Origin of the sequence: Comamonas sp. MYb69 (genome assembly GCF_037479315.1) — a bacterium.
GTDB lineage: Bacteria > Pseudomonadota > Gammaproteobacteria > Burkholderiales > Burkholderiaceae_C > Comamonas.
Window position 1 is genome coordinate 177,789 of sequence record NZ_JBBGZG010000003.1, and the last position, 22,535, is coordinate 200,323.

General features: G+C 65.2%; 16 protein-coding genes. 12 read left to right on the plus strand and 4 right to left on the minus strand.

The window, feature by feature from the left end; translation table 11 throughout:
• The first annotated feature begins 1 nt into the window (after window position 1).
• From WH303_RS05085 to WH303_RS05110, 6 genes are all read left to right on the plus strand, one after another.
• Window positions 2-1,219, plus strand: coding sequence for a M20 aminoacylase family protein (locus tag WH303_RS05085; protein ID WP_339517269.1), 1,218 nt, complete (start codon window positions 2-4; stop codon window positions 1,217-1,219).
• Between the two features lie 50 nt (window positions 1,220-1,269).
• The gene (locus WH303_RS05090) at window positions 1,270-2,844 is read left to right on the plus strand and encodes an ABC transporter substrate-binding protein (RefSeq protein ID WP_339517270.1); all 1,575 of its coding nucleotides are present in this window, start codon (window positions 1,270-1,272) and stop codon (window positions 2,842-2,844) included.
• A 53-nt stretch (window positions 2,845-2,897) separates the two neighbouring features.
• Window positions 2,898-3,809 (plus strand): ABC transporter permease, encoded by a 912-nt coding sequence (locus WH303_RS05095; protein ID WP_027010623.1) that lies wholly within the window; start codon window positions 2,898-2,900, stop codon window positions 3,807-3,809.
• Window positions 3,810-3,844: 35 nt separating this feature from the next.
• Window positions 3,845-4,843 (plus strand): ABC transporter ATP-binding protein, encoded by a 999-nt coding sequence (locus tag WH303_RS05100; RefSeq protein WP_021025747.1) that lies wholly within the window; start codon window positions 3,845-3,847, stop codon window positions 4,841-4,843.
• Between the two features lie 5 nt (window positions 4,844-4,848).
• Window positions 4,849-5,901 (plus strand): ABC transporter ATP-binding protein, encoded by a 1,053-nt coding sequence (locus tag WH303_RS05105; protein WP_339517449.1) that lies wholly within the window; start codon window positions 4,849-4,851, stop codon window positions 5,899-5,901.
• A gap of 212 nt (window positions 5,902-6,113) precedes the next feature.
• Window positions 6,114-7,994 carry a 5'-nucleotidase C-terminal domain-containing protein gene (locus WH303_RS05110; RefSeq protein ID WP_339517451.1) on the plus strand — a complete coding sequence of 627 codons (1,881 nt, stop codon included), beginning with the start codon at window positions 6,114-6,116 and terminating at the stop codon, window positions 7,992-7,994.
• Window positions 7,995-8,065: 71 nt separating this feature from the next.
• Here the strand turns inward: WH303_RS05110 and WH303_RS05115 are convergent, their stop codons facing one another.
• Both WH303_RS05115 and zwf read right to left on the minus strand, forming a co-directional pair.
• Entirely contained in the window at window positions 8,066-8,911 is an 846-nt protein-coding gene (locus tag WH303_RS05115) for a MurR/RpiR family transcriptional regulator (protein ID WP_339517271.1), read from the minus strand.
• Window positions 8,912-8,939: 28 nt separating this feature from the next.
• Complete coding sequence (gene zwf, locus WH303_RS05120; protein WP_339517272.1) at window positions 8,940-10,409, minus strand: glucose-6-phosphate dehydrogenase; 1,470 nt, start codon at window positions 10,407-10,409, stop codon at window positions 8,940-8,942.
• Between the two features lie 183 nt (window positions 10,410-10,592).
• On the opposite strand from zwf, the gene tal reads away from it, so the two are divergent.
• From tal to WH303_RS05150, 6 genes are all read left to right on the plus strand, one after another.
• Window positions 10,593-11,540 carry a transaldolase gene (gene tal, locus WH303_RS05125; RefSeq protein WP_339517273.1) on the plus strand — a complete coding sequence of 316 codons (948 nt, stop codon included), beginning with the start codon at window positions 10,593-10,595 and terminating at the stop codon, window positions 11,538-11,540.
• A 53-nt stretch (window positions 11,541-11,593) separates the two neighbouring features.
• Window positions 11,594-13,201, plus strand: coding sequence for a glucose-6-phosphate isomerase (pgi, locus tag WH303_RS05130; RefSeq protein ID WP_339517274.1), 1,608 nt, complete (start codon window positions 11,594-11,596; stop codon window positions 13,199-13,201).
• Between the two features lie 264 nt (window positions 13,202-13,465).
• Window positions 13,466-14,356, plus strand: a complete 891-nt coding sequence (locus WH303_RS05135) for a transporter substrate-binding domain-containing protein (RefSeq protein ID WP_339517275.1) — start codon at window positions 13,466-13,468, stop codon at window positions 14,354-14,356.
• A gap of 290 nt (window positions 14,357-14,646) precedes the next feature.
• Window positions 14,647-16,020 (plus strand): 2-oxoadipate dioxygenase/decarboxylase HglS, encoded by a 1,374-nt coding sequence (gene hglS / locus WH303_RS05140; RefSeq protein ID WP_339517276.1) that lies wholly within the window; start codon window positions 14,647-14,649, stop codon window positions 16,018-16,020.
• A gap of 3 nt (window positions 16,021-16,023) precedes the next feature.
• Window positions 16,024-17,472: an FAD-binding oxidoreductase gene (locus WH303_RS05145; RefSeq protein WP_339517277.1), complete on the plus strand. Its 1,449-nt coding sequence runs from the start codon at window positions 16,024-16,026 to the stop codon at window positions 17,470-17,472.
• Between the two features lie 72 nt (window positions 17,473-17,544).
• On the plus strand, window positions 17,545-18,753 hold the full coding sequence (locus tag WH303_RS05150; RefSeq protein WP_339517278.1) for an aminotransferase-like domain-containing protein: 1,209 nt from the start codon (window positions 17,545-17,547) through the stop codon (window positions 18,751-18,753).
• Between the two features lie 110 nt (window positions 18,754-18,863).
• On the opposite strand, the gene WH303_RS05155 is transcribed toward WH303_RS05150, so the two are convergent.
• Both WH303_RS05155 and WH303_RS05160 read right to left on the minus strand, forming a co-directional pair.
• Window positions 18,864-21,269, minus strand: a complete 2,406-nt coding sequence (locus WH303_RS05155) for a TonB-dependent siderophore receptor (protein WP_339517279.1) — start codon at window positions 21,267-21,269, stop codon at window positions 18,864-18,866.
• A 115-nt stretch (window positions 21,270-21,384) separates the two neighbouring features.
• A complete protein-coding gene (locus tag WH303_RS05160; protein ID WP_339517280.1) occupies window positions 21,385-22,530 on the minus strand; it encodes a FecR family protein in 1,146 nt (381 codons plus the stop codon).
• Window positions 22,531-22,535 lie beyond the last annotated feature (5 nt).

Consider the following 22,535-nt stretch of genomic DNA (forward strand, 5'->3'; position numbering starts at 1 on the left):
GATGCCACGTCTGCCTTATAGCGCGAGCTCGCGCGCCTTTTCTCACCTGGCCCAGATCCATCCGGAGCTGACGGCCTTCCGCCGTGACCTGCATGCCAATCCGGAGCTGGGTTTTGAAGAAAAATACACCGCGGCTCGCGTGAGCGAGGCCTTGCGCCTGTGTGGTGTCGATGAGATCCACCAGGGCATTGGCAAGACCGGCGTGGTCGGCGTGATCCGTGGCCACAAGCACGGCAGCGGCCGCATGATCGGTCTGCGCGCCGACATGGATGCGCTTCCGATCACCGAGCAGGGCAACTGCAGCTGGCGCTCTGGCAAGCAGGGGCTGATGCATGCCTGCGGCCATGACGGCCACACCGCCATGCTGGTGGGCGCGGCGCGCTACCTGGCCGAGACGCGCAATTTTGACGGCACCGCCGTGCTGATCTTCCAGCCCGGCGAGGAAGGCTATGCCGGCGCGCGCGAGATGATCCAGGATGGCCTGTTCGAGCGCTTCCCGGTCGATTCGGTCTATGCGATGCACAACTGGCCCGCGATGCGCCAGGGCATGATCGGCATCAACCCCGGCGCGATGATGGCTGCGGCCGACCGCATCCAGATCAATATCACGGGCAAGGGTGGCCACGGCGCCCATCCTTACCAGACCAATGATGTGGTGCTGGCCTCGGCCCACCTGATCACGGCCATCCAGTCCATCGTCTCGCGCAATGTGCGTGCCATCGACTCGGCCGTCATCAGCATCTGCGCGCTGCAGTCGGGGGACCTGGCTGCGTTCAGCGTCACGCCGGGTTCGTCGACCTTGGTGGGCACGGTACGCACCTTCAACCCCGATGTGCAGAACCTGGTCGAGCGCCGCCTGGGCGAGCTGTGCCAGGCGCTGGGCCTGGCCTTTGGCGTGAATGCGCAGCTGCAGTACGAGCGCTCCTACCCGGCGACGATCAACACCGCCGAAGAAGCGGTGTTTGCCGGCGATGTCGCCTCTGACCTGGTGGGCGAAGCCCTGGTGGTGCGCAACATGGACCCGAGCATGGGCGCCGAGGATTTTTCCTTCATGCTGCAGCAAAAGCCCGGGGCCTATCTGCGCCTGGGCCAGGCCGTCGGTGACGACATCATTCCGCTGCACAACAACCGCTACGACTTCAATGACGATGTGCTGCCGCTGGGTGCGGCGCTGCACGCCGGCATTGTCGAGCGTGGCATGCCACTTGCTTTGGGCTAAAGCCTCCGCACCCGGCCTTTGCGGGCCGGACTTCAGAAAAGGGGAAAACGATGAAACACACGATGAGCAAGACCTTGTTGGTATCGATGTTGGCGGCCGCCTATGTTTGCGCCGGCGCGCAGACGGTGCGCATCGGTTCCCAGGGCGATGCCCTGTCCATGGATCCGCATTCCTTCAATGAGACGGTGCAGCTGAGTGTGACCGGCAATGTCTACGAGCCGCTGGCCGGCCGCAACAAGGACCTGAGCCTGCGCCCGGTGTTGGCGACCAAGTGGGAGCAGACCTCGCCCACCATCTGGCGCTTTACCCTGCGCAAGGGCGTGCAGTTCCATGATGGCACGCCGTTCACCGCCGATGATGTGGTGTTCTCGATGATGCGCACGCAGCTCGAGGGCTCGGACATGAAGTCCTACACCAACCCCATCAAGGAAACGCGCAAGGTCGATGACTACACGGTGGACATCGAGACCAAGGACCCGGCCCCGATCCTGCCGAGCATGATCTCGCAGGTCTACATCATGAGCAAGGCTTGGTCCGAGGCCAACAATGCCGTCAACCCGGTGGACCGCCGCAAGGGCATCGAGAACACCGCGTCGTTCAAGGCCAATGGCACCGGCCCCTACCGCGTGCGCGAGCGCCAGCCCAATGTGCGCACCGTCTTCAACCGCAGCGCCAACTACTGGGACAAGGTCGAAGGCAATGTGCAGGAAGTGGTCTACACGCCAGTGGCCAATGACGCGACCCGCGTGGCCGCGCTGCTCTCAGGCCAGGTCGATGTGATCGACCCGGTGCCGGTGCAGGATCTTGACCGTGTCGCCAATACCGGCAGCACCCGCGTGGTGTCCGGGCCGGAGCTGCGCGCCATCTTCATGGGCATGGACCAAAAGCGCGATGAGCTGCTGAACGCCAGCGTGAAGGGCAAGAACCCGTTCAAGGACAAGCGCGTGCGCCAGGCCTTCTACCAGGCCATCGATATCGAGGGCCTGCACAAGCAGGTGATGCGCGGCGCCTCGGGCAATCTGGCCACCTTGATCGGCAAGGGCGTCAATGGCTATACCGACGACATCAAGCGCCTGCCCTACGACCCGGCCGCCGCCAAGAAGCTGCTGAGCGAAGCAGGCTACCCCGACGGTTTCTCGCTGACCTTGAACTGCTCGAATGACCGCTACATCAACGACAGCCGCATCTGCCAGGCGGTGTCGGCCAACCTGGCCAAGATTGGCGTCAAGGTGCAGCTCAATGCCGAGACCAAGGGCACCTATTTCCCGCGCATCATGCGCCATGAAACGGCCTTCTACATCCTGGGCTGGACGCCGTCGACCTACGACGCCCACAACCCGCTGCTGGCCTTGATGAACTGCAATGACGGCAAGGGTGCTGGCGCGTTCAACTATGGCAACTACTGCAACCCCAAGGTCGATGCCTTGACCCGCCAGGTGCAGTCGGAGACCGACACCACCAAGCGTAACCAGGCGATCCATGAGGCGCTGCAGACCGTGGCCGACGATGTGGGCTACCTGCCGCTGCACCAGCAGTTCATGAACTGGGGGGTGAGCAAGAACGTCGAGCTGGTGCAGATGGCCGATGGCTTCATGCCCTTCAAATGGATGACCGTGAAGAAGTAAATGCCCCGGGCCGCTGCACTGCAGCGGCCAGAGACTAGAGAGAGAAGATGACGATGAAAAACCGAATCAGGCGCTGGATGGACAGCGATGTGGGCTACAGCTTTCGCAAGTCGCCCACAGCCATCGTGGCCGCCCTTATTGCGGCGGTCTGCGTGTTTTGCGCGCTGTTCGCCGGCTGGGTGGCGCCGCACAATCCCTTTGACCTGACCACCCTGGAGCTGAGCGACGCGCGCATTCCGCCGGTGTGGAGCGAAGAGGGCGGCTGGAAATACATCCTGGGCACCGATGACCAGGGTCGCGACATTCTGTCGGCGCTGATGTATGGCGCGCGCATTTCGCTGATCGTGGGCCTGGCCTCGGTGGCCCTGTCCGTGGTCGTCGGCGTGGGCCTGGGCCTGCTGGCCGGCTTCAAGGGCGGCTGGATCGATTCGGTGCTGATGCGCCTGTGCGATGTGATGCTGTCCTTCCCGGCCATTCTGGTCGCGCTGCTGATCGCTGGCGTGGGCCGCGCGGTGTTCCCCAATGCCAATGAATCGCTGGCCTTTGGCGTGCTGATCATCTCGATCTCGCTCACCGGCTGGGTGCAGTACGCACGCACGGTGCGCGGCTCGACCATGGTCGAGCGCAACAAGGAATATGTGCAGGCCGCCCGCGTCACCGGCGTGGCGCCGCTGCGCATCATGGTCAAGCATGTGCTGCCCAATGTGCTGGGCCCGGTCATGGTGCTGGCCACCATCCAGGTGGCCACCGCCATCATCACCGAGGCGACCCTGTCCTTCCTCGGCGTGGGCGCGCCGCCCACCTCGCCCTCGCTGGGTACCCTGATCCGCGTGGGCAATGACTACCTGTTCTCCGGCGAATGGTGGATCACGATCTTCCCGGGCCTGATGCTGGTGCTGATTGCGCTGTCGGTCAACCTGCTGGGCGACTGGCTGCGCGATGCGCTCAACCCGCGCCTGCGTTGATGGTGCGGACACAAGACGAACAAGGAACAACCACGATGTCATTGTTGGAAGTAAAAAATCTGGTGGTCGAGTTTCCCAATCGCCATGGTGTGCTGCGGGCGCTGGACAACATCTCCTTTTCCATCGCCCCCGGCGAGATCCTGGGCGTGGTCGGTGAATCGGGCGCGGGCAAGTCGCTGACGGGCGCCTCCATCATCGGCCTGCTCGAGCCGCCAGGCCATGTGGCCTCGGGCGAGATCGTGCTCGAAGGCGAGCGCATCGACAACCTGTCCGCCGACAAGATGCGCCATATCCGGGGCCGCCGCATTGGCGCGATCTTCCAGGACCCGCTCACCTCGCTGAACCCGCTCTACACCGTGGGCCGCCAGCTGATCGAGACCATCCAGACCCACCTCAAGCTCTCGGCCTCGGAGGCGCGCCAGCGCGCGATCGAACTGCTCAAGGACACCGGCATTCCGGCGGCCGAAGAGCGGATCGACCACTTTCCGCACCAGTTCTCCGGCGGCATGCGCCAGCGCGTGGTGATTGCGCTGGCGCTGGCGGCCGAACCCAAGCTGATCGTGGCCGACGAGCCCACCACCGCGCTCGACGTATCGATCCAGGCGCAGATCATCAGCCTGCTCAAGAACATCTGCCGCACCCGTGGCGCGGCCGTGATGCTGATCACCCATGACATGGGCGTGATCGCCGAGACCTGTGACCGGGTCGCGGTGATGTACGCCGGCCGTGTCGCCGAAATCGGCCCGGTGCATGAGGTGATCAACCACCCCGCACATCCCTACACCCGGGGCCTGATGGCGTCCATCCCGGACATGGAGGCCGACCGTGAGCGCCTGAACCAGATCGACGGCGCCATGCCCCGGCTCAATGCCATCCCCAAGGGCTGCGCCTTCAACCCGCGCTGCCCCCAGGTGTTTGACCGCTGCATGGAGCAGCGCCCCGAGCTGATGGCTGCTGGAGCCACCCAGGCCGCCTGCTGGCTGCATGCAGCCGATTACCAGCCCCAAGTGGCTGCCACCGAGGACACGGTATGAGCGAGATGGCAACCATGACGAACAAGGACGCAGCAGCGCTGCAAGGCGCGGGCGACAAGCAGCCCCTGGTGCAGGCCCGTGACCTGGCCAAGACCTTTGATGTGTCGGCACCCTGGCTCAACCGGGTGCTGGAGCGCAAGCCGCGCAGCCTGCTGCGCGCCGTCGATGGCGTGAGCTTTGACATCGAAAAGGGCAAGACCCTGGCCCTGGTGGGCGAGTCCGGCTGCGGCAAGAGCACGGTGGCGCGGCTCTTGGTGGGCCTGTACGGCCCCACGCGCGGCAGCTTCACCTTCGATGGCCAGGATGCGCATGCCGCCTTCCGCGACCCGAACGCGCGCGCGATGCGCCGCCGCGTGCAGATGATCTTCCAGGACCCCTACGCCAGCCTGAACCCGCGCTGGTCGGTTGAGCAGATCATTGGCGAGCCGCTCAAGGAGCATGGCCTGATCACCAATACCGAGCAGCTCAAGGCCCGCGTGGCCGAACTGCTGGTGCAGGTGGGCCTGGCGCCGATGGACATGCTCAAGTACCCGCACCAGTTCTCGGGCGGGCAGCGCCAGCGCATCTCCATCGCCCGTGCACTGGCGACCGAGCCGGAGTTTCTGGTCTGCGACGAGCCCACCTCGGCGCTCGATGTGTCGGTGCAGGCCCAGGTGCTCAACATCATGAAGGACCTGCAGAAAAAGCGAGGTCTGACCTATCTGTTCATCTCGCACAACCTGGCTGTCGTGCGCCACGTCAGTGACCAGGTGGGTGTCATGTATCTGGGTAGGCTTGTAGAGCTGGCCGATAAGCAAACCCTGTTTGCCAAGCCGCGCCACCCCTATACGCGCATGCTGCTCGATGCCATTCCGAAGATGCACGACACCGGCAAGGCGCGCACCCCCGTGCAGGGCGAGGTGCCCAATCCGCTCAACCCTCCTACCGGTTGCGCCTTCAACCCGCGCTGCCCGCTGGCCAATGAGCGCTGCCGCAGCGAGCGCCCGCAGCTGATCGACGATGGCGGCGTGAAGGTGGCCTGCCATGCGGTGCAAGAAGGGCGCATCCCCGTTTTGTGATGCACTGGCGACTGCCTGCGCTGTGCGCAGGCGGCCCACCCAACTGGCGTCCTGGACGCCGGTTTTGCATGGAGCGGGTGCCTTGACAAGCCCCTTTGGTATTACAGAAAGTCACACCTACGTCATCTGGCGGACAAACCATAGAGCTCTTTGTCATAACGGAGAGAGCAGAAATGGTTGCATTGTCAGTGCGAGAGGGTGCACGTCAGGTGATGGTTTGGACGGTGTGCGGTGTGGCGGCTGCCGTGCTGGTGGCTTGCGGTGGAGGCGGCTCCAGCGACAACGACAGCGAAAAAGACGATGTGCTGACGATCCTGCACATCAACGACCACCACTCCACCTTGGCCAGCAAGACGGCCACCCTGCAATTGCCCGTGGACGGCAAGACCACGGCCGTGACCGTGGACGCCGCAGGTTTCCCCCGCGTGACGGCCGCCATCGAAGCGATTGCTGCCCAGTCGACCCATGTGCTCAAGCTGCACGCCGGCGATGCGGTGACGGGTACCTTGTACTTCAACCGCGCAGGTGCCGATGGCGAGGCCGACATGGCCATGCTCAACACCGTGTGCTTTGATGCCTACACCCTGGGCAACCACGAATTCGACAAGGGCGACTCGGGCCTCAAGGGCATCTTGGACCGCCTCAAGTCCGGCGGCTGCACCACGCCGGTGCTGAGCGCGAACGTGCAGTTCGGTGCCAGCTCGGCGCTGAACCCCAGCCGCGCACCGAACATGGTCGCACCCTCCACCGTGGTGGAACGTGGCGGCCAGAAGATCGGTATCGTCGGCCTGACCATCGCGCAAAAGACCAAGGCCTCGTCCAGCCCGGACAAGGACACCTTGTTCGAAGACGAAGCCGTGGCGGCCCAACGTGAGATCAACAAGCTGCAGGCCCAAGGCGTCAAGCGCATTGTGCTGCTGAGCCACATCGGCTACGACAACGACCGGACCATCGCCAAAAAGCTGCGCGGTGTGGACGTGATCGTCGGCGGTGACTCGCACACGCTGCTGGGCCCAGACGCGATGAAGACCATCGGCGTGGGCACGCCAGGCGGCGCCTATCCCACCAACACCACCGACCTCGACGGCAAGCCCGTCTGCATCGTGCAGGCCTGGGAATACTCGCAAGTCGTCGGTGAGCTCAAGGTCAAGTTCGACAAGGACGGCGTGGTCAGCCAGTGCGAAGGCACGCCCCACGTGCTGATCGGCGATGACTTCAAGATCGCCGGTACTGCCGCGACCGAAGCCCAGCGCACTTCCATCATCAGCAGCGTGAATGCCGCCGGCTTCCTGCGCATCACGTCGCCGTCCGCCCAGGCGGCCGCCGTGCTCAAGCCTTTCACCGAAAAGGTCGCCAGCTTCAACGTGACCAAGGTGGCCTATGCCCCGCAAGAGCTGTGCTCGCGCCGGGTGCCGGGCGGCGAAGGCAGCACCGACTACAGCCGCTCCAGCGCGGCCTGCAATGCCGAAGGCAGCGTCAGCCTGCGCGGTGGCGACATCCAGCAGCTGGTGGCCCAGTCTTATCTGGAAGTGGCCAACGAACACTACGGCGGTGCCGACATCTCGCTGCAAAGCGGTGGTGGCGTGCGCATTCCGCTCAATGGTGAAGTGACGGCGGCCAATGCGATCCAGGTGCTGCCCTTTGGCAACATGCTGTTCCGCCTGGATGTGACCGGCACGGAAGTCAAGGGCATGCTCGAAGACGGCCTGGAAGCTGTCTACGGCGCAGGCGGCTCGACCGGCCCTTACCCCTACACCGGCGGCATGCGCTTTGATGTGAATGCCAAGGCCGCCTTTGGCAGCCGTGTCACGGGCATCGAAGTGCGCGACACCACCAGCGGCCAATGGATTGCGCTGGACCAGGGCAAGACCTATCGCCTCTTTGTGCTGAGCTTCAACGCCAACGGCGGTGACGGCTACAAGACCCTGGCCTCGGTGCCTGCAGCGCGCCGCCTCGATATCGGTGTGCTCGATGCCGATGTGTTCTTCAACTACATCGAATCGCAGCCCAAGGATGCCACCACCGGTCTGCCAGCGCTCAAGCGCCTGTCCACCGATCTGTACAGCACCAAGAGCTTTGTGGATGTGCGTTAAACGCTGACGCCGCATGACGAAGGGGCAGCCTAGGCTGCCCCTTCTTTCGTTCCGGCCAGGCAAAAGCGCCGTCAGGTATAGCGCTTGGCGTGCAGGTTGTCCTTCATCTGCTGCAGCACCGGCTGCAGCGGCTCGCCGATGCGCAGCGCCACGCTGGTGGCCAGCACATCGAGAATCAAGAGGTGCAGCAGGCGCGAGACCATGGGGCTGTAGCGGTCGTAGCCCTCGGGGTGGTCGGCGGCCAGGTGGATATTGGCCGCGCGTGCCAGCGGCGAGCCGCTGGCGGTGATGGTGATCGTCGTGGCGCCATTGCGCTTGGCGATGTCGGTGGCATCCATCAGGTCGCGGGTGCGGCCGGAGTTGGAGATGACGATGGCGCAGTCGCCCGCGCCCAGCATGGTGGCACTCATCACCTGCATATGGCCGTCGCTGGTCGCCAGGCTGGTGACGCCCAGGCGAAAGAACTTGTGCTGCCCATCCTGCGCGACGATGCCGGAGTTGCCCACGCCATAGAACTCGATGCGCTTGCCTGCCTGCCAGGTCGCCACGATGGCGCTGGATGCCGCCTCCAGCGCCGTGGTGCTGGCGGCATTGCGGTAGGCCAGAAAGGCCGCGACTGAGTTGTCCACCACCTTGACCAGCACATCGCTGGTCTTGTCATCGGCATCGACGCTGCGGTGGATAAAGGGCACGCCTTCGCTGACGCTGCCGGCGAGCTTGAGCTTGAAATCGGCCAGGCCGTCATAGCCCATGCTGCGGCAAAAGCGCACCACGGTGGGCTTGCTGACATGGGCCAGTTCGGCCAGCTCGCGCACCGGGCGCGAGGCAAAGGCACGCGGATCGGCCAGCACCAGGCGGGCCACGCGCTGCTCGGCCGGTGCCAGCGAGGGGAGGGAGGCGGTGATGCGGTCTAGCATGGGGATCCCTTGTGGGTGGCAGCGGTGCTCAAAACTCTTCCATCCAGCTGTGGCCGTCGCGTGCGACCAGCGCGCTGGCGGCGCCCGGGCCCCAATGCCCGGCCACATAGGGGCGCGGGCTCTCGCCGCGCGCATTGGCCTGTTGCCAGGCCTCCAGAATCGGCTCCACCCACTGCCAGGCGGCCTCTTGCTCGTCGGCACGCACAAACAGGTTCAGCCGCCCGGCGATCACATCGAGCAGCAGGCGTTCGTAGGCACCCACGCGCTCGGTGCCAAAGCGCTGGTCAAAGTCCAGGTCCAGCGCTGCGGGCGACAAGGTCTGCACGCCGCCGGTATCGGCCTGGCTCTGCGCGGCGGCCATCAGCTGCAGGGTCAGGCCATCCTTGGGCTGCAGGTGGATGGTCAGGCGGTTGGCCGCGCCCAGCGGCGTGCGGTAGATGGCATGCGGCACCTGGCGGAAATGCACGACGATCGAGGCCTCGCGCCCGGCCAGGCGCTTGCCGGTGCGGATGAAAAACGGCACGCCGGCCCAGCGCCAGTTGCTGATCTCGGTGCGCAGCGCGACAAAGGTTTCGGTCTGGCTGGTGGGCGAGACACCTTCTTCCTGGCGGTAGCCCGGCACCGGCTTGCCGGCAATCTGGCCGGCCGCGTACTGGCCGCGCACCACGTCGCGGATCACCGTCTCCGGCGTCCAGCGCTTGAGCGACTGCAGCACCTTGAGCTTTTCATTGCGGATCGCATCGGCGTCAGCGCTGATGGGCGGCTCCATGCCAATCGCGCAGAGCAGCTGCAGCGCATGGTTTTGCACCATGTCGCGCAGCGCGCCGGTGCTTTCGTAGAACTCGCCGCGCTTTTCCACGCCCAGCTGCTCGGCCATCGTGATCTCGATGCTGGCGATGTTCTCGCGCCGCCAGAGGGGCTCAAAGATGGCATTGCCAAAACGCAGCGCCAGCAGGTTCTGGACCGAGGGCTTGCCCAGGTAGTGGTCGATGCGGAAGATCTGCGCTTCGGAAAACACCTCGCGCACCGCTGCGTTGATCGCGCGGTTCGAGGGCAGGTCATGGCCCAGCGGTTTTTCCAGCACCACGCGGGTGCGCTCGGTGGCCAGACCGGCTGCGCCCAGCTGCTCGCAGACGGTGGTGAACAGCGAAGGCGCCGTGGCCAGGTACATCACCACAGTGTCGGCATCGCGCGCCTGCAGCAGCGCGCGCAGCGCGGCATAGTCGGCCGGTTGCGACAGGTCCATGCGCAGGTAGTGCAGGTGCTGGGCAAAGCGGGCAAATTCCGCGTCGCTGGGCCGCTTGTCGGCCTCAACCTCGGCCAGCCGCTGCGCGATCAGCGCGCGGTACTCGTCGTCGCTCATTGCCCCTCGGCCCACGCCGATGATGCGCCCGCCCGCAGGCAGGCTGCCGTGGCGGAAAGATTGAAACAGCGCGGGCAGCAATTTGCGCCAGGCCAGATCGCCGGTACCGCCAAATAAAACCAGATCAAAACGCATGAAACTTCCTGAACATCAAGGCAGGGATTAATGTAACTCAGTTTCATGGCCGGAGAGAAGCCGTAGAATACATCCACCCCTGAACCGGGCATAAGTTCGGTTAAGCTTGGGCGGCCCTCATGTTGGCCGCAGTACGCCGTGGGAGACAGGCGCGGCAAACCGGATATTGACCAAGAGCAGACCATGAACCAACTCGATGCACTCAAAGCGCTGACCACGGTAGTGGCAGATACCGGTGACTTTCACCAACTCGCGCAGTTCCAGCCGCAAGACGCGACGACCAACCCGTCCTTGATCCTCAAGGCCGTGCAGAAGGCCGACTACGCGCCGCTGCTGACCGAGACCGTGCAAAAGTTCCGCGGCAAGCCGCTCGATGAGGTGATGGACCGCCTGCTGGTGCGCTTCGGCGCCGAGATCCTGTCCATCATTCCAGGCCGCGTGTCGACCGAAGTCGATGCCCGTCTGTCGTTCGACACCGACGCGACGGTGGCCCGGGCCCAGCGCATCATCGCGCTCTACGAGGCCGAAGGCGTGCACATCGACCGCGTGCTGATCAAGATCGCCTCGACCTGGGAAGGCATCCAGGCTGCCAAGGCGCTGGAAGAGCAGGGCATCCACACCAACCTGACCTTGTTGTTTGCGCAGTGCCAGGCCATTGCCTGTGGCCAGGCCCAGGTGCAGCTGATCTCGCCTTTTGTCGGCCGTATCTACGACTGGTACAAGAAGCAGGCTGGCAGCAACTGGGAGGAGGCCGCGATGGCCGGTGCCAACGACCCAGGTGTGAAATCGGTCAAGGCGATTTTTGATTACTACAAGCATTTCGGCATCACCACCGAAGTGATGGGCGCGAGCTTTCGCAATATCGGCCAGGTCACCGCGCTGGCGGGCTGCGATCTGCTGACTATCTCGCCCGAGCTGCTGGCCCAGCTGGCCGCCGCTGACGCACCGCTGCAGCCCGCGCTGAACGCCGAAGCGGCCAAGGCGCTGTCGCTGGAGCGTGTGCAGTACGACGAAGCGGGCTTTCGCTTTGCATTGAACGAAGACGCGATGGCCACCGAAAAGCTGGCCGAAGGCATCCGCGCTTTTGTCACCGATGCCATCAAGCTCGACAAGTTGTTGCAATCGGCCTGATCGGGTGGCTGCCAGCCCGCCTGGCAGCCCCGTGCAGCCATTTACACTGCCCTATGAACCGAGAATGTGCGACACAGCGCAAGCGCTGCGATGAAACGCCCGCGTGGCAAGAACTGCAAAAATACTACGACGCGGAGGGCCGGGGCCAGGACCTGCGCGCGGCCTTTGCCGACGATGCGTCCCGCCTGGACCAGTTCAGCCAGCAGGCGCCCCATCTGTTGGCCGACCTGTCCAAGAACCTGATCGACCGCCAGAGCCAGCAGCTTTTGCTGCAGCTGGCGCGCGACTGCGGTCTGGAGCAGGCGCGCGATGCGATGTTTGCCGGCGCCCAGGTCAACGGCTCCGAAGGCCGTGCCGCCATGCACTGGCTGCTGCGCCAGCCCGCCCAGGGCCTGGACAGTTGGCTGCCGGATAGCCCGGCCACCGTGCGCGAAGCCCTGGCCGATGTGCAGCGCAGCCTGGCCCAGATGCTGGCGCTGGCCGAGCAGGTGCGTGCCAACCCGCAGATCACCGACATCGTCAATATCGGCATTGGCGGCTCGGACCTGGGCCCGGCCATGGTGGTCAATGCGCTGGAGGACTGGCGCATTGCCGGCAAGCGCTTCCACTTTGTCTCGAATGTGGACGGGCATGAGCTGGGCCATGTGCTGGCGCAGACCCGGCCCGAGAGCACCTTGTTCCTGGTCGCGTCCAAGTCCTTCACGACCCTGGAGACCATGGTCAACGCGCATTCGGCGCGTGACTGGTTTCTTGCGCAAGGCGGCAGCGAGGACCGCAGCGCCGCGCTGTCGATCTCCAGGCACTTCTGGGCGCTGACCACCAATACCGAGGCGGCAGCGGCCTTTGGCATCGACACCACGCTGGGCTTCTGGGACTGGGTCGGCGGCCGCTACTCGCTGTGGTCGGTGATCGGCCTGCCGATTGCGATTGCGGTGGGGGCCGAGTCCTTCCGTGCGCTGCTGCAGGGCGCGCACGACATGGATGTGCACTTCAAGACCGCGCCGCTGGCGCAGAACCTGCCGGTGCGGCTGGGCCTGCTCGATGTCTGGTACCGCAACTTCCACGGCTTTGCCACGCGCTGTGTAGCGCCCTACAGCCATGGTCTGCGCCGGCTGTCGGCCTATTTGCAGCAGCTGGAGATGGAGAGCAACGGCAAGGGCCGGGATGTAGACAACCAGCCGCTGCCCTATGCGACGTCGCCCGTGGTCTGGGGCGAGCCCGGCACCAATGGCCAGCATGCCTTTTTCCAGATGATCCACCAGGGCCGCGATGTGATCCCGGTGGAGTTCATTGCCGCGCGCGAGGGCGGCAAGAACCTGGCCAGCCACCAGAACAACCTGGTGATCAATGCGATTGCGCAGGCGCAGGCGCTGCTGGTGGGCCGCACAGAAGAGCAAGGCCCCAAGTACTGCCCGGGCAACCGGCCCAGCAGCTTCTTGCTGATGGACAAGCTCACCCCCACCTCGCTGGGCGCGCTGATCGCGCTGTACGAGCACCGCGTGTTTGTCAGCGGTGCCCTTTGGGGTATCAACAGCTTTGACCAGTGGGGCGTGGAGCTGGGCAAGCAACTGGCCAAGGACCTGTTTGCGCGCCGCGACCAGGGCGACTGGCAAGGCGTCGATCCCTCGACCGTGGCGCTGGTCAGCCGCTTGGCGCCCTGACGCTACGCGCCAGGCACTGCCGTCAGCGAATACGGCAGTGCAGCACGGTGTTTCCAAAACAGCAACACATGCTTCTAAATACGCGCTAGGGATTGGCGCGACTCTCTGGAATACTCGGAGGCTGGATGCGCTGGCGCAAAACCGGCGCATCCTTTTTGTTTTAAAGCGCATGTGCAGCGCACCAAGACCAGCGCAATCGCAAAGCTGGTGAGGCATCTTGGCCCGGTGCCGGGATAGCAGTTCGTTCATTCCAAGGAGTACACAATGAAATTCAGCATCAAGATGGTGGCTGCAGCAGTGGCTTTTGCCGCAGGCGGCGCGGCATTTGCGCAAAGCACCTTCGACAAGATCAACAGCACCGGCAAGGTGGTGGTGGGCGTGCGCGAGAGCTCGGCCCCGATGGCCTATGCGATCGGCTCCAACCAGACCTTTGGCGGCTACCACGTCGAGCTGTGCGAGCGCGTGCTCAAGGAAATTGCGCCCAAGGCCAAGATCGAATACATGGCGCTGACGGCGCAGAACACGATGCCGCTGGTGCAAAACGGCACCGTGGACATTGGCTGCGGCCCCACCACCAACAACCTGAGCCGCCAAAAGCAAGTGGCTTTTGCCGTGACCACCTATGTGAGCCAGGTGCGCGCAGCGGTACGTGCGGACTCCAACATCACCAGCGTCAAGCAGCTCGATGGCAAGACGGTGGCGGCCTCGGCCGGTACCACTGCCGTGCAGCTGCTGCGCAAGTTCGCCAAGGACAACAGCATCAACCTGCCCACGACCCTGGGCAAGGACCATTTCGAGAGCTTCATGCTGCTCGAATCGGGCCGCGCTGACGCCTTTGTGCTCGACGACAACCTGCTCGCCGGCGTGATCGCGAACTCGGCCAACCCAACTGGCTACAAGATTGTCGGCGAGGCGCTGGGATCGGAGCCGATTGCGCTGCTGTTCCGCAAGGACGACCCGGCCTTCAAGAAGGCCGTGGACGACAGCCTGACCAAGATGATGAAGTCCGGCGAGCTGGCCAAGGTCTATGACAAGTGGTTCATGCAACCCATCCCGCCCAAGGGCCAGGCGCTGAACCTGCCGATGAGCGATACCCTGAAGAAGCTGCTGCAAGAGCCCAACGACAAGCCACTGGAAGCCTACGCGGACCAGTAAGCTGCGCGCTTGCACCCTGCCCCCACCCAGCCCCGGCTGGGTTTTTTTATGCCCGCAGGCCGCGCCTATCGGGCAGCGATGGCTGCGCCAAACATCGCATTTTTCATCGCAGGCACCGGCCCCCGCCATGTTGTGCGTAATTGGAATAATTTGCCGCGCTATTGTCGTTTGACCTGGCACAAGGCTCTGCCTAGCATGACGCGCAGTGTTGTCTTGGTGCCGAGCCGCTTTTTGGCCGGCCGCCAAGGCCCGGTTTTCCCGTTTTATTAGCTATTGATCTGGTACCCACGATGACCCACTTTGTGCACCCCGATGAGGTTCGTTCGCGCTTCTCCCGCGCCATGTCCGATATGTACCGCGACGAAGTGCCGCAATACGGCAGCTTGATGGCGCTGGTGGCCCAGGTCAATGGCGAGGTGCTGAAGGCCCAGCCCGCACTGGCCAATGCAATGGCGCAGGCTGACGAGCTGGACCGCCTGGATGTGGAGCGCCATGGCGCCATCCGCGTTGGCACCAAGGAAGAGCTGTCCACCCTGCGCCGCCTGTTTGCCGTGATGGGCATGGAGGCCGTGGGCTACTACGACCTGTCGGTGGCGGGCGTGCCGGTGCACTCTACCGCCTTCCGCCCGGTCTTGGGCAGCTCGCTCAACCGCAACCCTTTTCGCGTGTTCACCTCGCTGCTGCGCCTGGACCTGCTGGCCGATGAGGCGCTGCGCGCGCAGTCGGCCGCCATCCTGGCCCGCCGCCAGATCTTCACCGAGCGCGCGCTGGCGCTGATCGCCCAGTGCGAAGCCGCCGGTGGCCTGAGCGATGCAGAGGCTGACGAGTTTGTGCGCGAAGCGCTGGAGACCTTCCGCTGGCACAGCGAGGCGACCGTGGATGCCGCCACCTACGACAAGCTGCACAAGGCGCACCGCCTGGTGGCCGATGTGGTCTGCTTCAAGGGCCCGCACATCAACCACCTGACGCCGCGCACGCTCGATATCGACGCCGCCCAGCTGGGCATGCCTGCCCATGGCATGGATGCCAAGGATGTGGTCGAAGGCCCCCCCCGCCGCGCCTGCCCGATCCTGCTGCGCCAGACCAGCTTCAAGGCGCTGCAGGAGCGCGTGAACTTCCCCGGCAGCGACGACCAGGGCACGCACACCGCCCGCTTTGGCGAGATCGAGCAACGCGGCGTGGCCCTGACCCGCAAGGGCCGCGCGCTGTATGACAGCCTGCTGGCCAATGTGCGCAGCATGGGCAATGCCGGCAGCGCCAGCGCCAACTACCAGGACCGCCTGGAGTCATCCTTTGCCGCCTTCCCTGACAGCCATGACGCCATGCGCCAGCAGGGCCTGGCGTTCTACCGCTATGTGCTGCAGCAGCCCGTGGGCGATGCCTCGGCCGATATCGAGACCCTGATTGCCGACGGCGTGGTGCGTGCCGAGCCCATCGTGTACGAGGACTTTTTGCCGGTGAGCGCGGCTGGTATCTTCCAGTCCAACCTGGGCGGCGAAGAGCAAAAGCACTACGAGGCCAACCAGGCGCAGCAGGCCTTCGAGGCCGACCTGGGTGCCCAGGTGCATGACGAGATCGCGCTGTACCAGGCGATGCAGGACGCATCCTTGCAAGCGGTGCGCGAGGCCCTGGCGCAAGCCGATGTGGCAGAAAGCGTGGCCTGAGCGATGGCCGCCTCTGATCTGGACAACCGCGACAACAGCGAGCTGCTGAGTGCGCTGCACGCCATTGTGGGCGAAGTCGGGGTGCTGCAAGGCGCCGACATGGCCGCCTATGAAGAAGGCGCGCGCTACGGCCAGGGCCGTGCGCGCCTGGTGGTGCGCCCCGCCGATGTGGCGCAGGTGCAGGCCGTCGTGCGGCTCTGCGCCGAGCGCGGCCTGGCGCTGCTGCCCCAAGGCGCCAACACCGGCATGGTGGGCGCCAGCACGCCGGACATGAGCGGCACCCAGCTGGTGCTGAGCCTCTCGCGTCTGCGCAGCCACTGCGAGGTGGATGTGGCCAACCGCAGCGTGGTGGTCGATGCCGGCGTCACCCTGCAGGAGCTCAACGACCAGCTCGAAGCCCATGGCCTCTGGTTTCCGATCGACCTGGGGGCCAACCCCTCGATCGGCGGCATGGTGGCCACCAACACCGGTGGCACGCGCCTGATCCGCTACGGCGATGTGCGCTCCAACCTGATGGCACTGCAAGTGGTACTGATGGACCCGCCCGGCGAGGTGGTGGAGCTGGGCCGCGCGCTGCGCAAGAACAATACCGGCGTGGACTGGAAGCAGCTGTTTGTCGGCGGCTCTGGCGCCGGTGCCATCGTGACGCAGGCCACCCTCCAGGTGCATGCCCGCCCGGCGCAACGCGCCACGGCGCTGGTGGTGCCCGCTTCGGACGAGGCCGTGATGGAGCTGCTGCAGGCCTTTGAGCGCGACCTGGGCGATTGGCTGGCCGCGTTTGAAGGCATCTCGGGCAACGCGATGCAGGCGGCCATTGACCATGTGCCCAACCTGCGCAACCCCTTTGCGCCGGATGATGCGCCCGAGTTCGCCATCCTGGTCGAGCTGGAAGCCAATGCCGCTGCCAAATACAGCCAGCTGGATCTGCAAGAGGCGCTCAACAGCTTTCTGGAAGACCAGTTCGAGTCGACCATCGTCAACGCGGCCTTGGGCAATGCCACCGAGCTGTGGCACCTGCGCCATAGCATCAGCGAAGGCGCGCGGGCGCTGGGCAAGCCCATTGCGTTTGATGTGTCGGTGCCGCGCTCGCGCATCATGGAGTTCTGCCGCAAGGGCCGTGAACTGGTCGCACGCGACTACCCCTTCCTCACCGTCGTGGACTTTGGCCATATCGCCGATGGCGGTGTGCACTTCAATGTCATCTGGCGCAAGGATGCCCCCGAGCAGTACGACCCCGCCGTAGTGCAGCGCCTGCGCGATGCCATCTACGGCATGGTGGTGCAGGACTTTGCGGGCAGCTACAGCGCGGAGCACGGTGTGGGCCCGCACAACCTGGCTTACTACCAGCGCTTTACGCCGCCGCTGCTGCAGCAATGGGCCGATGGCTGGCGCGACCGGCTGGACCCCCAGCACCTTTGCGGCACCGTGGATTTGGGCACCGCCAAAAACTAAGACCCTGGCCATGCCTGCATGGGCAGGCATGGCCAACAACAACCACCAGAGACAACCCAGCGAGACAAGGCCATGTCTTTTTTTCAATTCACTCCCGCATTCGCCAACCCCCAGGGCTCGCCCATCCGCGAGCTGTTTCCCTACCTGAGCCGCCCGGGCATGATCTCGCTGGCCGGTGGCTACCCCTCGCCCAGCCTGTTTGACCAGGAAGGCCTGGCAGCGGCGGCCGCGCAGGCGATGACCACCGGCGCCACCGCGCTGCAGTACGGCGCCACCGAAGGCTCGCCCGCGCTGCGCGAGCAATTGGCAGCCCAGTGCCAGGCCCGGGGCATCCGCTGCACAGCGGCCGACATGCTGGTGACCACCGGCTCGCAACAGGGCTTTGACCTGCTGCTGCGCGTGCTGATTCAGCCCGGCGATGCCGTCTGCGTGGAGACCCCGGCTTACCCCGCCACCCTTGCGGCGCTGCGCCAGGCGGGCGCCAGGATGCTGAGCACGCCGGTCGATGGCGATGGCCTGGATGTCGAAGCGCTGGCCGCCATGCTGGCTGCGCTGCCGGTGGCCGAGCGCCCCAAGCTGCTCTACACCGTGCCCAACTTCTCCAACCCCTGCGGCACCTTGCTGACACAACAGCGCCGCGAGCGCCTGGTGCAGCTGGCGCTGCAGTATGGCTTTGTCGTGGTCGAGGACGATCCTTACGGCGAGCTGGCCTTCACCGATGCCCGCCCAGCCCCCGTCTATGCCGCGGCCCAGCAGCAAGTGGGTGAGGGAGAGAACCCGGTGGTCTACCTGTCGAGCCTGTCCAAGACCGTGGCCCCCGGCCTGCGTGTGGGCTGGATGGTGGCCGACCCGGCCGTGCTGCGCCGCTGCACGGTGGCCAAGCAGACCAATGACCTCTGCACCTCGCCGCTGGCGCAAGCCGTGGCCGCCAGCTACCTGCAGTCGGGCCGCTATGGCCAGGCCGTCGCCAAGGCCTGCGCCGAATACCAGCGCCGCATGCTGGCCTTGACCCAGGGCCTGAAGGCGCGGCTGGGTGACCTGGTGCAGTTTGTGCAGCCCGCTGGCGGCATGTTTGTCTGGTTGACGTTTGATGCCCGCATCGATCCGCAAAAGCTGTTTGATGCCGCCGTCGCCGCCAACGTGATCTTTGTGCCGGGCAAGGCCTTTTATGCCGACAACGCCCATCTGCATTCGATGCGCCTGTCGTTTGCCGCGCCCGATGTGGCGCAGATCGAGCAGGCGGTTGACAGGCTGGCTGCCGCTTTTGACAAGGCCCAATAAACGCGCTTGACGCCCAAGCATCGAGGCCCGCCAGCATGCATGCTGACGGGCCTTTTTTGTGTACGGCCTGGCCGGCAAAGGGCCGCAGCGCGGCCTTTTGTTCATCCCGCTCAGAAGTCGTAACGCATGCCCACATTCACGCTGCGCGGCGCTCCCCAGGTGTAGTACAGGCCAATGGCGCTGAAGTTGTTCACACCCGCTTTGTAGTGCTTGTCCAGCGCGTTGTTGATGTTCAGGCTGAAGGACAGCTGCTTGTCGACCTGGTAGCGGGCCATCAGATCCAGCACCGCGTAGCTGCTTTGTTCCAGGGTAGCAGCGCTGTTGCTGACGGAGGTCTTGTCCTGCCAGCGGGTGGAGGCACCGACGGTCAGGCCGCGCAGCGTGCCTTCGTCAAAGCGGTAGGTGCTGCCCAGCTTGAACTGGTACTCGGGGTACTGGCTGGTATTGCTCAGCGAGCTGTTTTGCCGCACCAGGCTGCCCTGGGCCTGCCAGCCGCGTGCCAGCTCGCCCGACAGCTCCAGCTCCCAGCCGTGGCGGGTGGCAGAGGCGACGGAGCGGTAGGCGGTGTCGCCACCAGGGGTGAGTCCACCGGTTTCCTCGGCGGTGTTCTTGGTCTTGATCCAGTAGTGGCTGATGCTGGCATTGAGGCGCTTGTCAAAGAACTCGCCCTTGATGCCGACCTCATAGGTGTTGCCTTCTTCGGGCTTGAGGGTGCGGCCCTGCTCGTCCTGCGAGGTCTGCGGCTGGAAGATGCTGGCGTAGCTGGCGTAGGCCGACATGTTGGGGTGGAAGTCATAGACCAGACCGGCGTAGGGCGTGTAGACCGCGCTCTCGTTCATGTCGTAGTTCCACCAGTAGGGGGTGATGTCGCGCTCTTCGAACTTGGTCACGCGCAAGCCCGCAATCAGCTGCAGCGGATCGCTGAGCTGAAAGCGGCCTGCCGCATAGGCATAGCGCTGCTTTTGGCTGAAGCGGTTGTCGCCATAGGTCCAGCTGCTGGTGTCGGGCTCGGGCAGGTAGGCACCGCCCTGGTCGTAGCTGGTGCCCAGGCCATCGAGCGGCAGCAGGGTCAGCGCGTTCAACGGCAGCTTGACGCTGCTCTGGAAGCGCGAGATACCGATGCCGGCGAGCAGCTCATGCTGGCGGCCCAGCAGGCTGAACGGGCCCTTGATGTCCAGGTTCACGGTCCAGTTGTCGTTGCGCATGTCGGTCCAGCGGCCATAGTTGACCCGGTCCTGGTCGTACAGATAGGCGGCGAACATGTCGTCCATGCGGATCTGTTGGTGCGAGAACTTGAGGCTGCTTGTCCAGCCATTGCCCAGGCGCTGCTCCAGGCTGCCGAAGAGGTTGAGCGCGTCCTGGTCATAGCCGCCCCAGGGCGCGCCGGTGTTGAACGAACGCGGCCGGTCGGGTGTTTTGACACCGGCACGGGTGTAGCCCTGGATGGGTTGGGTGGTGCCGATGCCGTTGGCCGCACGCTGGCGGTAGGTAAAGCCGACATTCAACAAGGTGTCCGGGCTGAGGTCCGCTTCCAGGGTGCCGAACAGCATCTTGCTTCTGCTGTCTTCATGGTCGCGAAAGCTGCCCGCATCGGTGGCCGAGGCCACCAGGCGGCCGCGCAGCGTGCCCGCCTCGTTGAGCGGGCCGCCGATATCGGCCTGCGCGCGGTAGCTGTCCCAGCTGCCGGCGCTGGCCTGCACGCTGGCCTGGAAGGTCCGTGTGGGGCGCTTGCGCACCATGTTGACGGTGGCGCCGTATTCGCCCTTGCCAACCACCAGGCCCGACGAGCCCTTGAGCACATCGATGTGGTCGATCTCGGCCATGTCGTCGAGCGAGAACAGGGTGCTGGTCAGGTAGTACCAGCCGCTGCGCACTTGGGCCATGCCATCGGTCTGCAGGTTGACCGAGGTGCCGCGCGCCTGGAAATCGGTGGCATTGCCCTGGCGGTAGGTGCCGATGCCCGGGGTCTGCTCCATCACATCGGTCAGGGTGTCGAGCTTGAAGTCGTCCATGCGCTGGCGCGTCATCACGCTGACCGACTGCGGGGTTTCGCGCAGGCTCAGGCTCAAGCCCGTGGCGGTGGCGCTGGGGCCGCGCTGGGTGTAGCTGCCCGTGCCTTCGGTGGCGCCATCGCGCTGGGCATCGGCCGTCACGGTGACGGTCGCCAGGGTCGCGCCTTCTTCCCCGACCGAGGCGGCCTTGATCACCACGGCCTGGCCTTCGACCGTGGCCACCAGGCCGGTGCCTGCCAGCAAGCGGTCCAGCGCCTGGTTGGGCGTCAAGGTGCCGACGATGGCAGGGGCCCGCTTGCCGGCGACCAGGCCTTGCTGGGCAATCAGCTGGATGCGCGTTTGCCGCGCCCAGTCATTGAGCGCCTCGGCCAGCGGCTGGGCCTGGATGCTGAAGGCCAGCGGCGTGGTCGGCAGCGCGGCGCTTTGCGCATGGGCTGCTACGGAGCCCAAGGCCAGGGCCATGGCCAAAGCCAGCGGAGCGGGGCGCAGAAGGGGGTACGACATGGAGGTCCTCAAAGTAGTCAATGCAAATCATTCCTACTGAGGTAGACGCACGAGTTGCGAGAAATACGGTAGTGAGCGCGAAAAAATATTAAAAATTTTCTGGGGCTTGGCGACGTCAACGCAGTGCGCGTATTTCCAGTCCGCCTGCCATCTGCTGCAGACGCACCGGCAGCGCATGGGGCAGCACCTTGCGCAAGGTCTGGGTATCGCTAGGGTCAAAGGTGCCGCTCAGGCGCAGCGCAGCCACCGCCGGGTCGCTGATCGCGAGGCCCGTGCTGCCGTAGCGCTCAAACTCGGCCAGCGCCTGCGCAAGCGGCGTGTTGACAAAGCTGATGCGGTGCTCGCGCCAGGCGGCAATGCCTTCGGCGGCGACGGGCTGGATGGGGCGCAGGCTGCCTTCGGGGTTGGCGCTGATCTGCTGGCCGGCCACCAAGGTCTGGGCTTCGGCGATCTGCGCCAGCGCGGGGCCGGGCGCGCCATCGCGGCGTACCACGCGCACCTTGCCTTCTTCGACGGCCACGCGCACGCCATCGCTGCCAGCCAGGCCCGGCGTGTAGCGCACCGAAAACCGGGTGCCCACCACGGTGATGCCGACCGGGCCGCTCAGCACATGGAAAGGCCGCTGCGGACCGGCCTGCACGCTGAACACGGCCTGGCCCTCGTGCAGCAGCACTTCACGGCGGTCGCGGTAGTAGGCCACCTCCAGCCGCGTGGCGGTATCGAGGCGCAGCTCGCTGCCATCGGGCAGCTGTACCTGCAGCTGCTGGCCGCGCTGCGAGGCATAGGCCTGTTTGAACACGGGTTGCGCCTGCCAGTGCTGCCAGGCCAGCAGGCCCGTGCCGCTGGTCATCACGACCGCAGCGGCCATGCCCAGCGAGGGCAACAGCCAGCGGCGGCGCAAGGCTGACAGGGCTGCGGCAGGCGCAGGCGCTGCTGCGGCCGGGCGCGGCGCGGGTGCAGCAGCGGCCGTGGTGCTTGGCTGCGCCTTGTCATGCGCCAGGTTGCGGCGCAGCTGGGCGATGGCATCGGCGGGCACGGCATCGATCGCGCGCCAGTGCTGCTCCCACTGCACATAGGCGGCGCGGTGCGCGGCATCGGCCGCCAGCCACTGCTGCAAGGCCTGCTCGTCCGCCGTGCTCCAACTCTCGCGCTGGCGCCGGACAAACCAGTCCAGCACCTGCTGGCGCAGGCCGGCGGTGTTGTCTGGTGGCAGGGGCGATGCGTTCATCTCGTGGTCAATTCTGGAGTCGGAGGCGGGCATGGGCT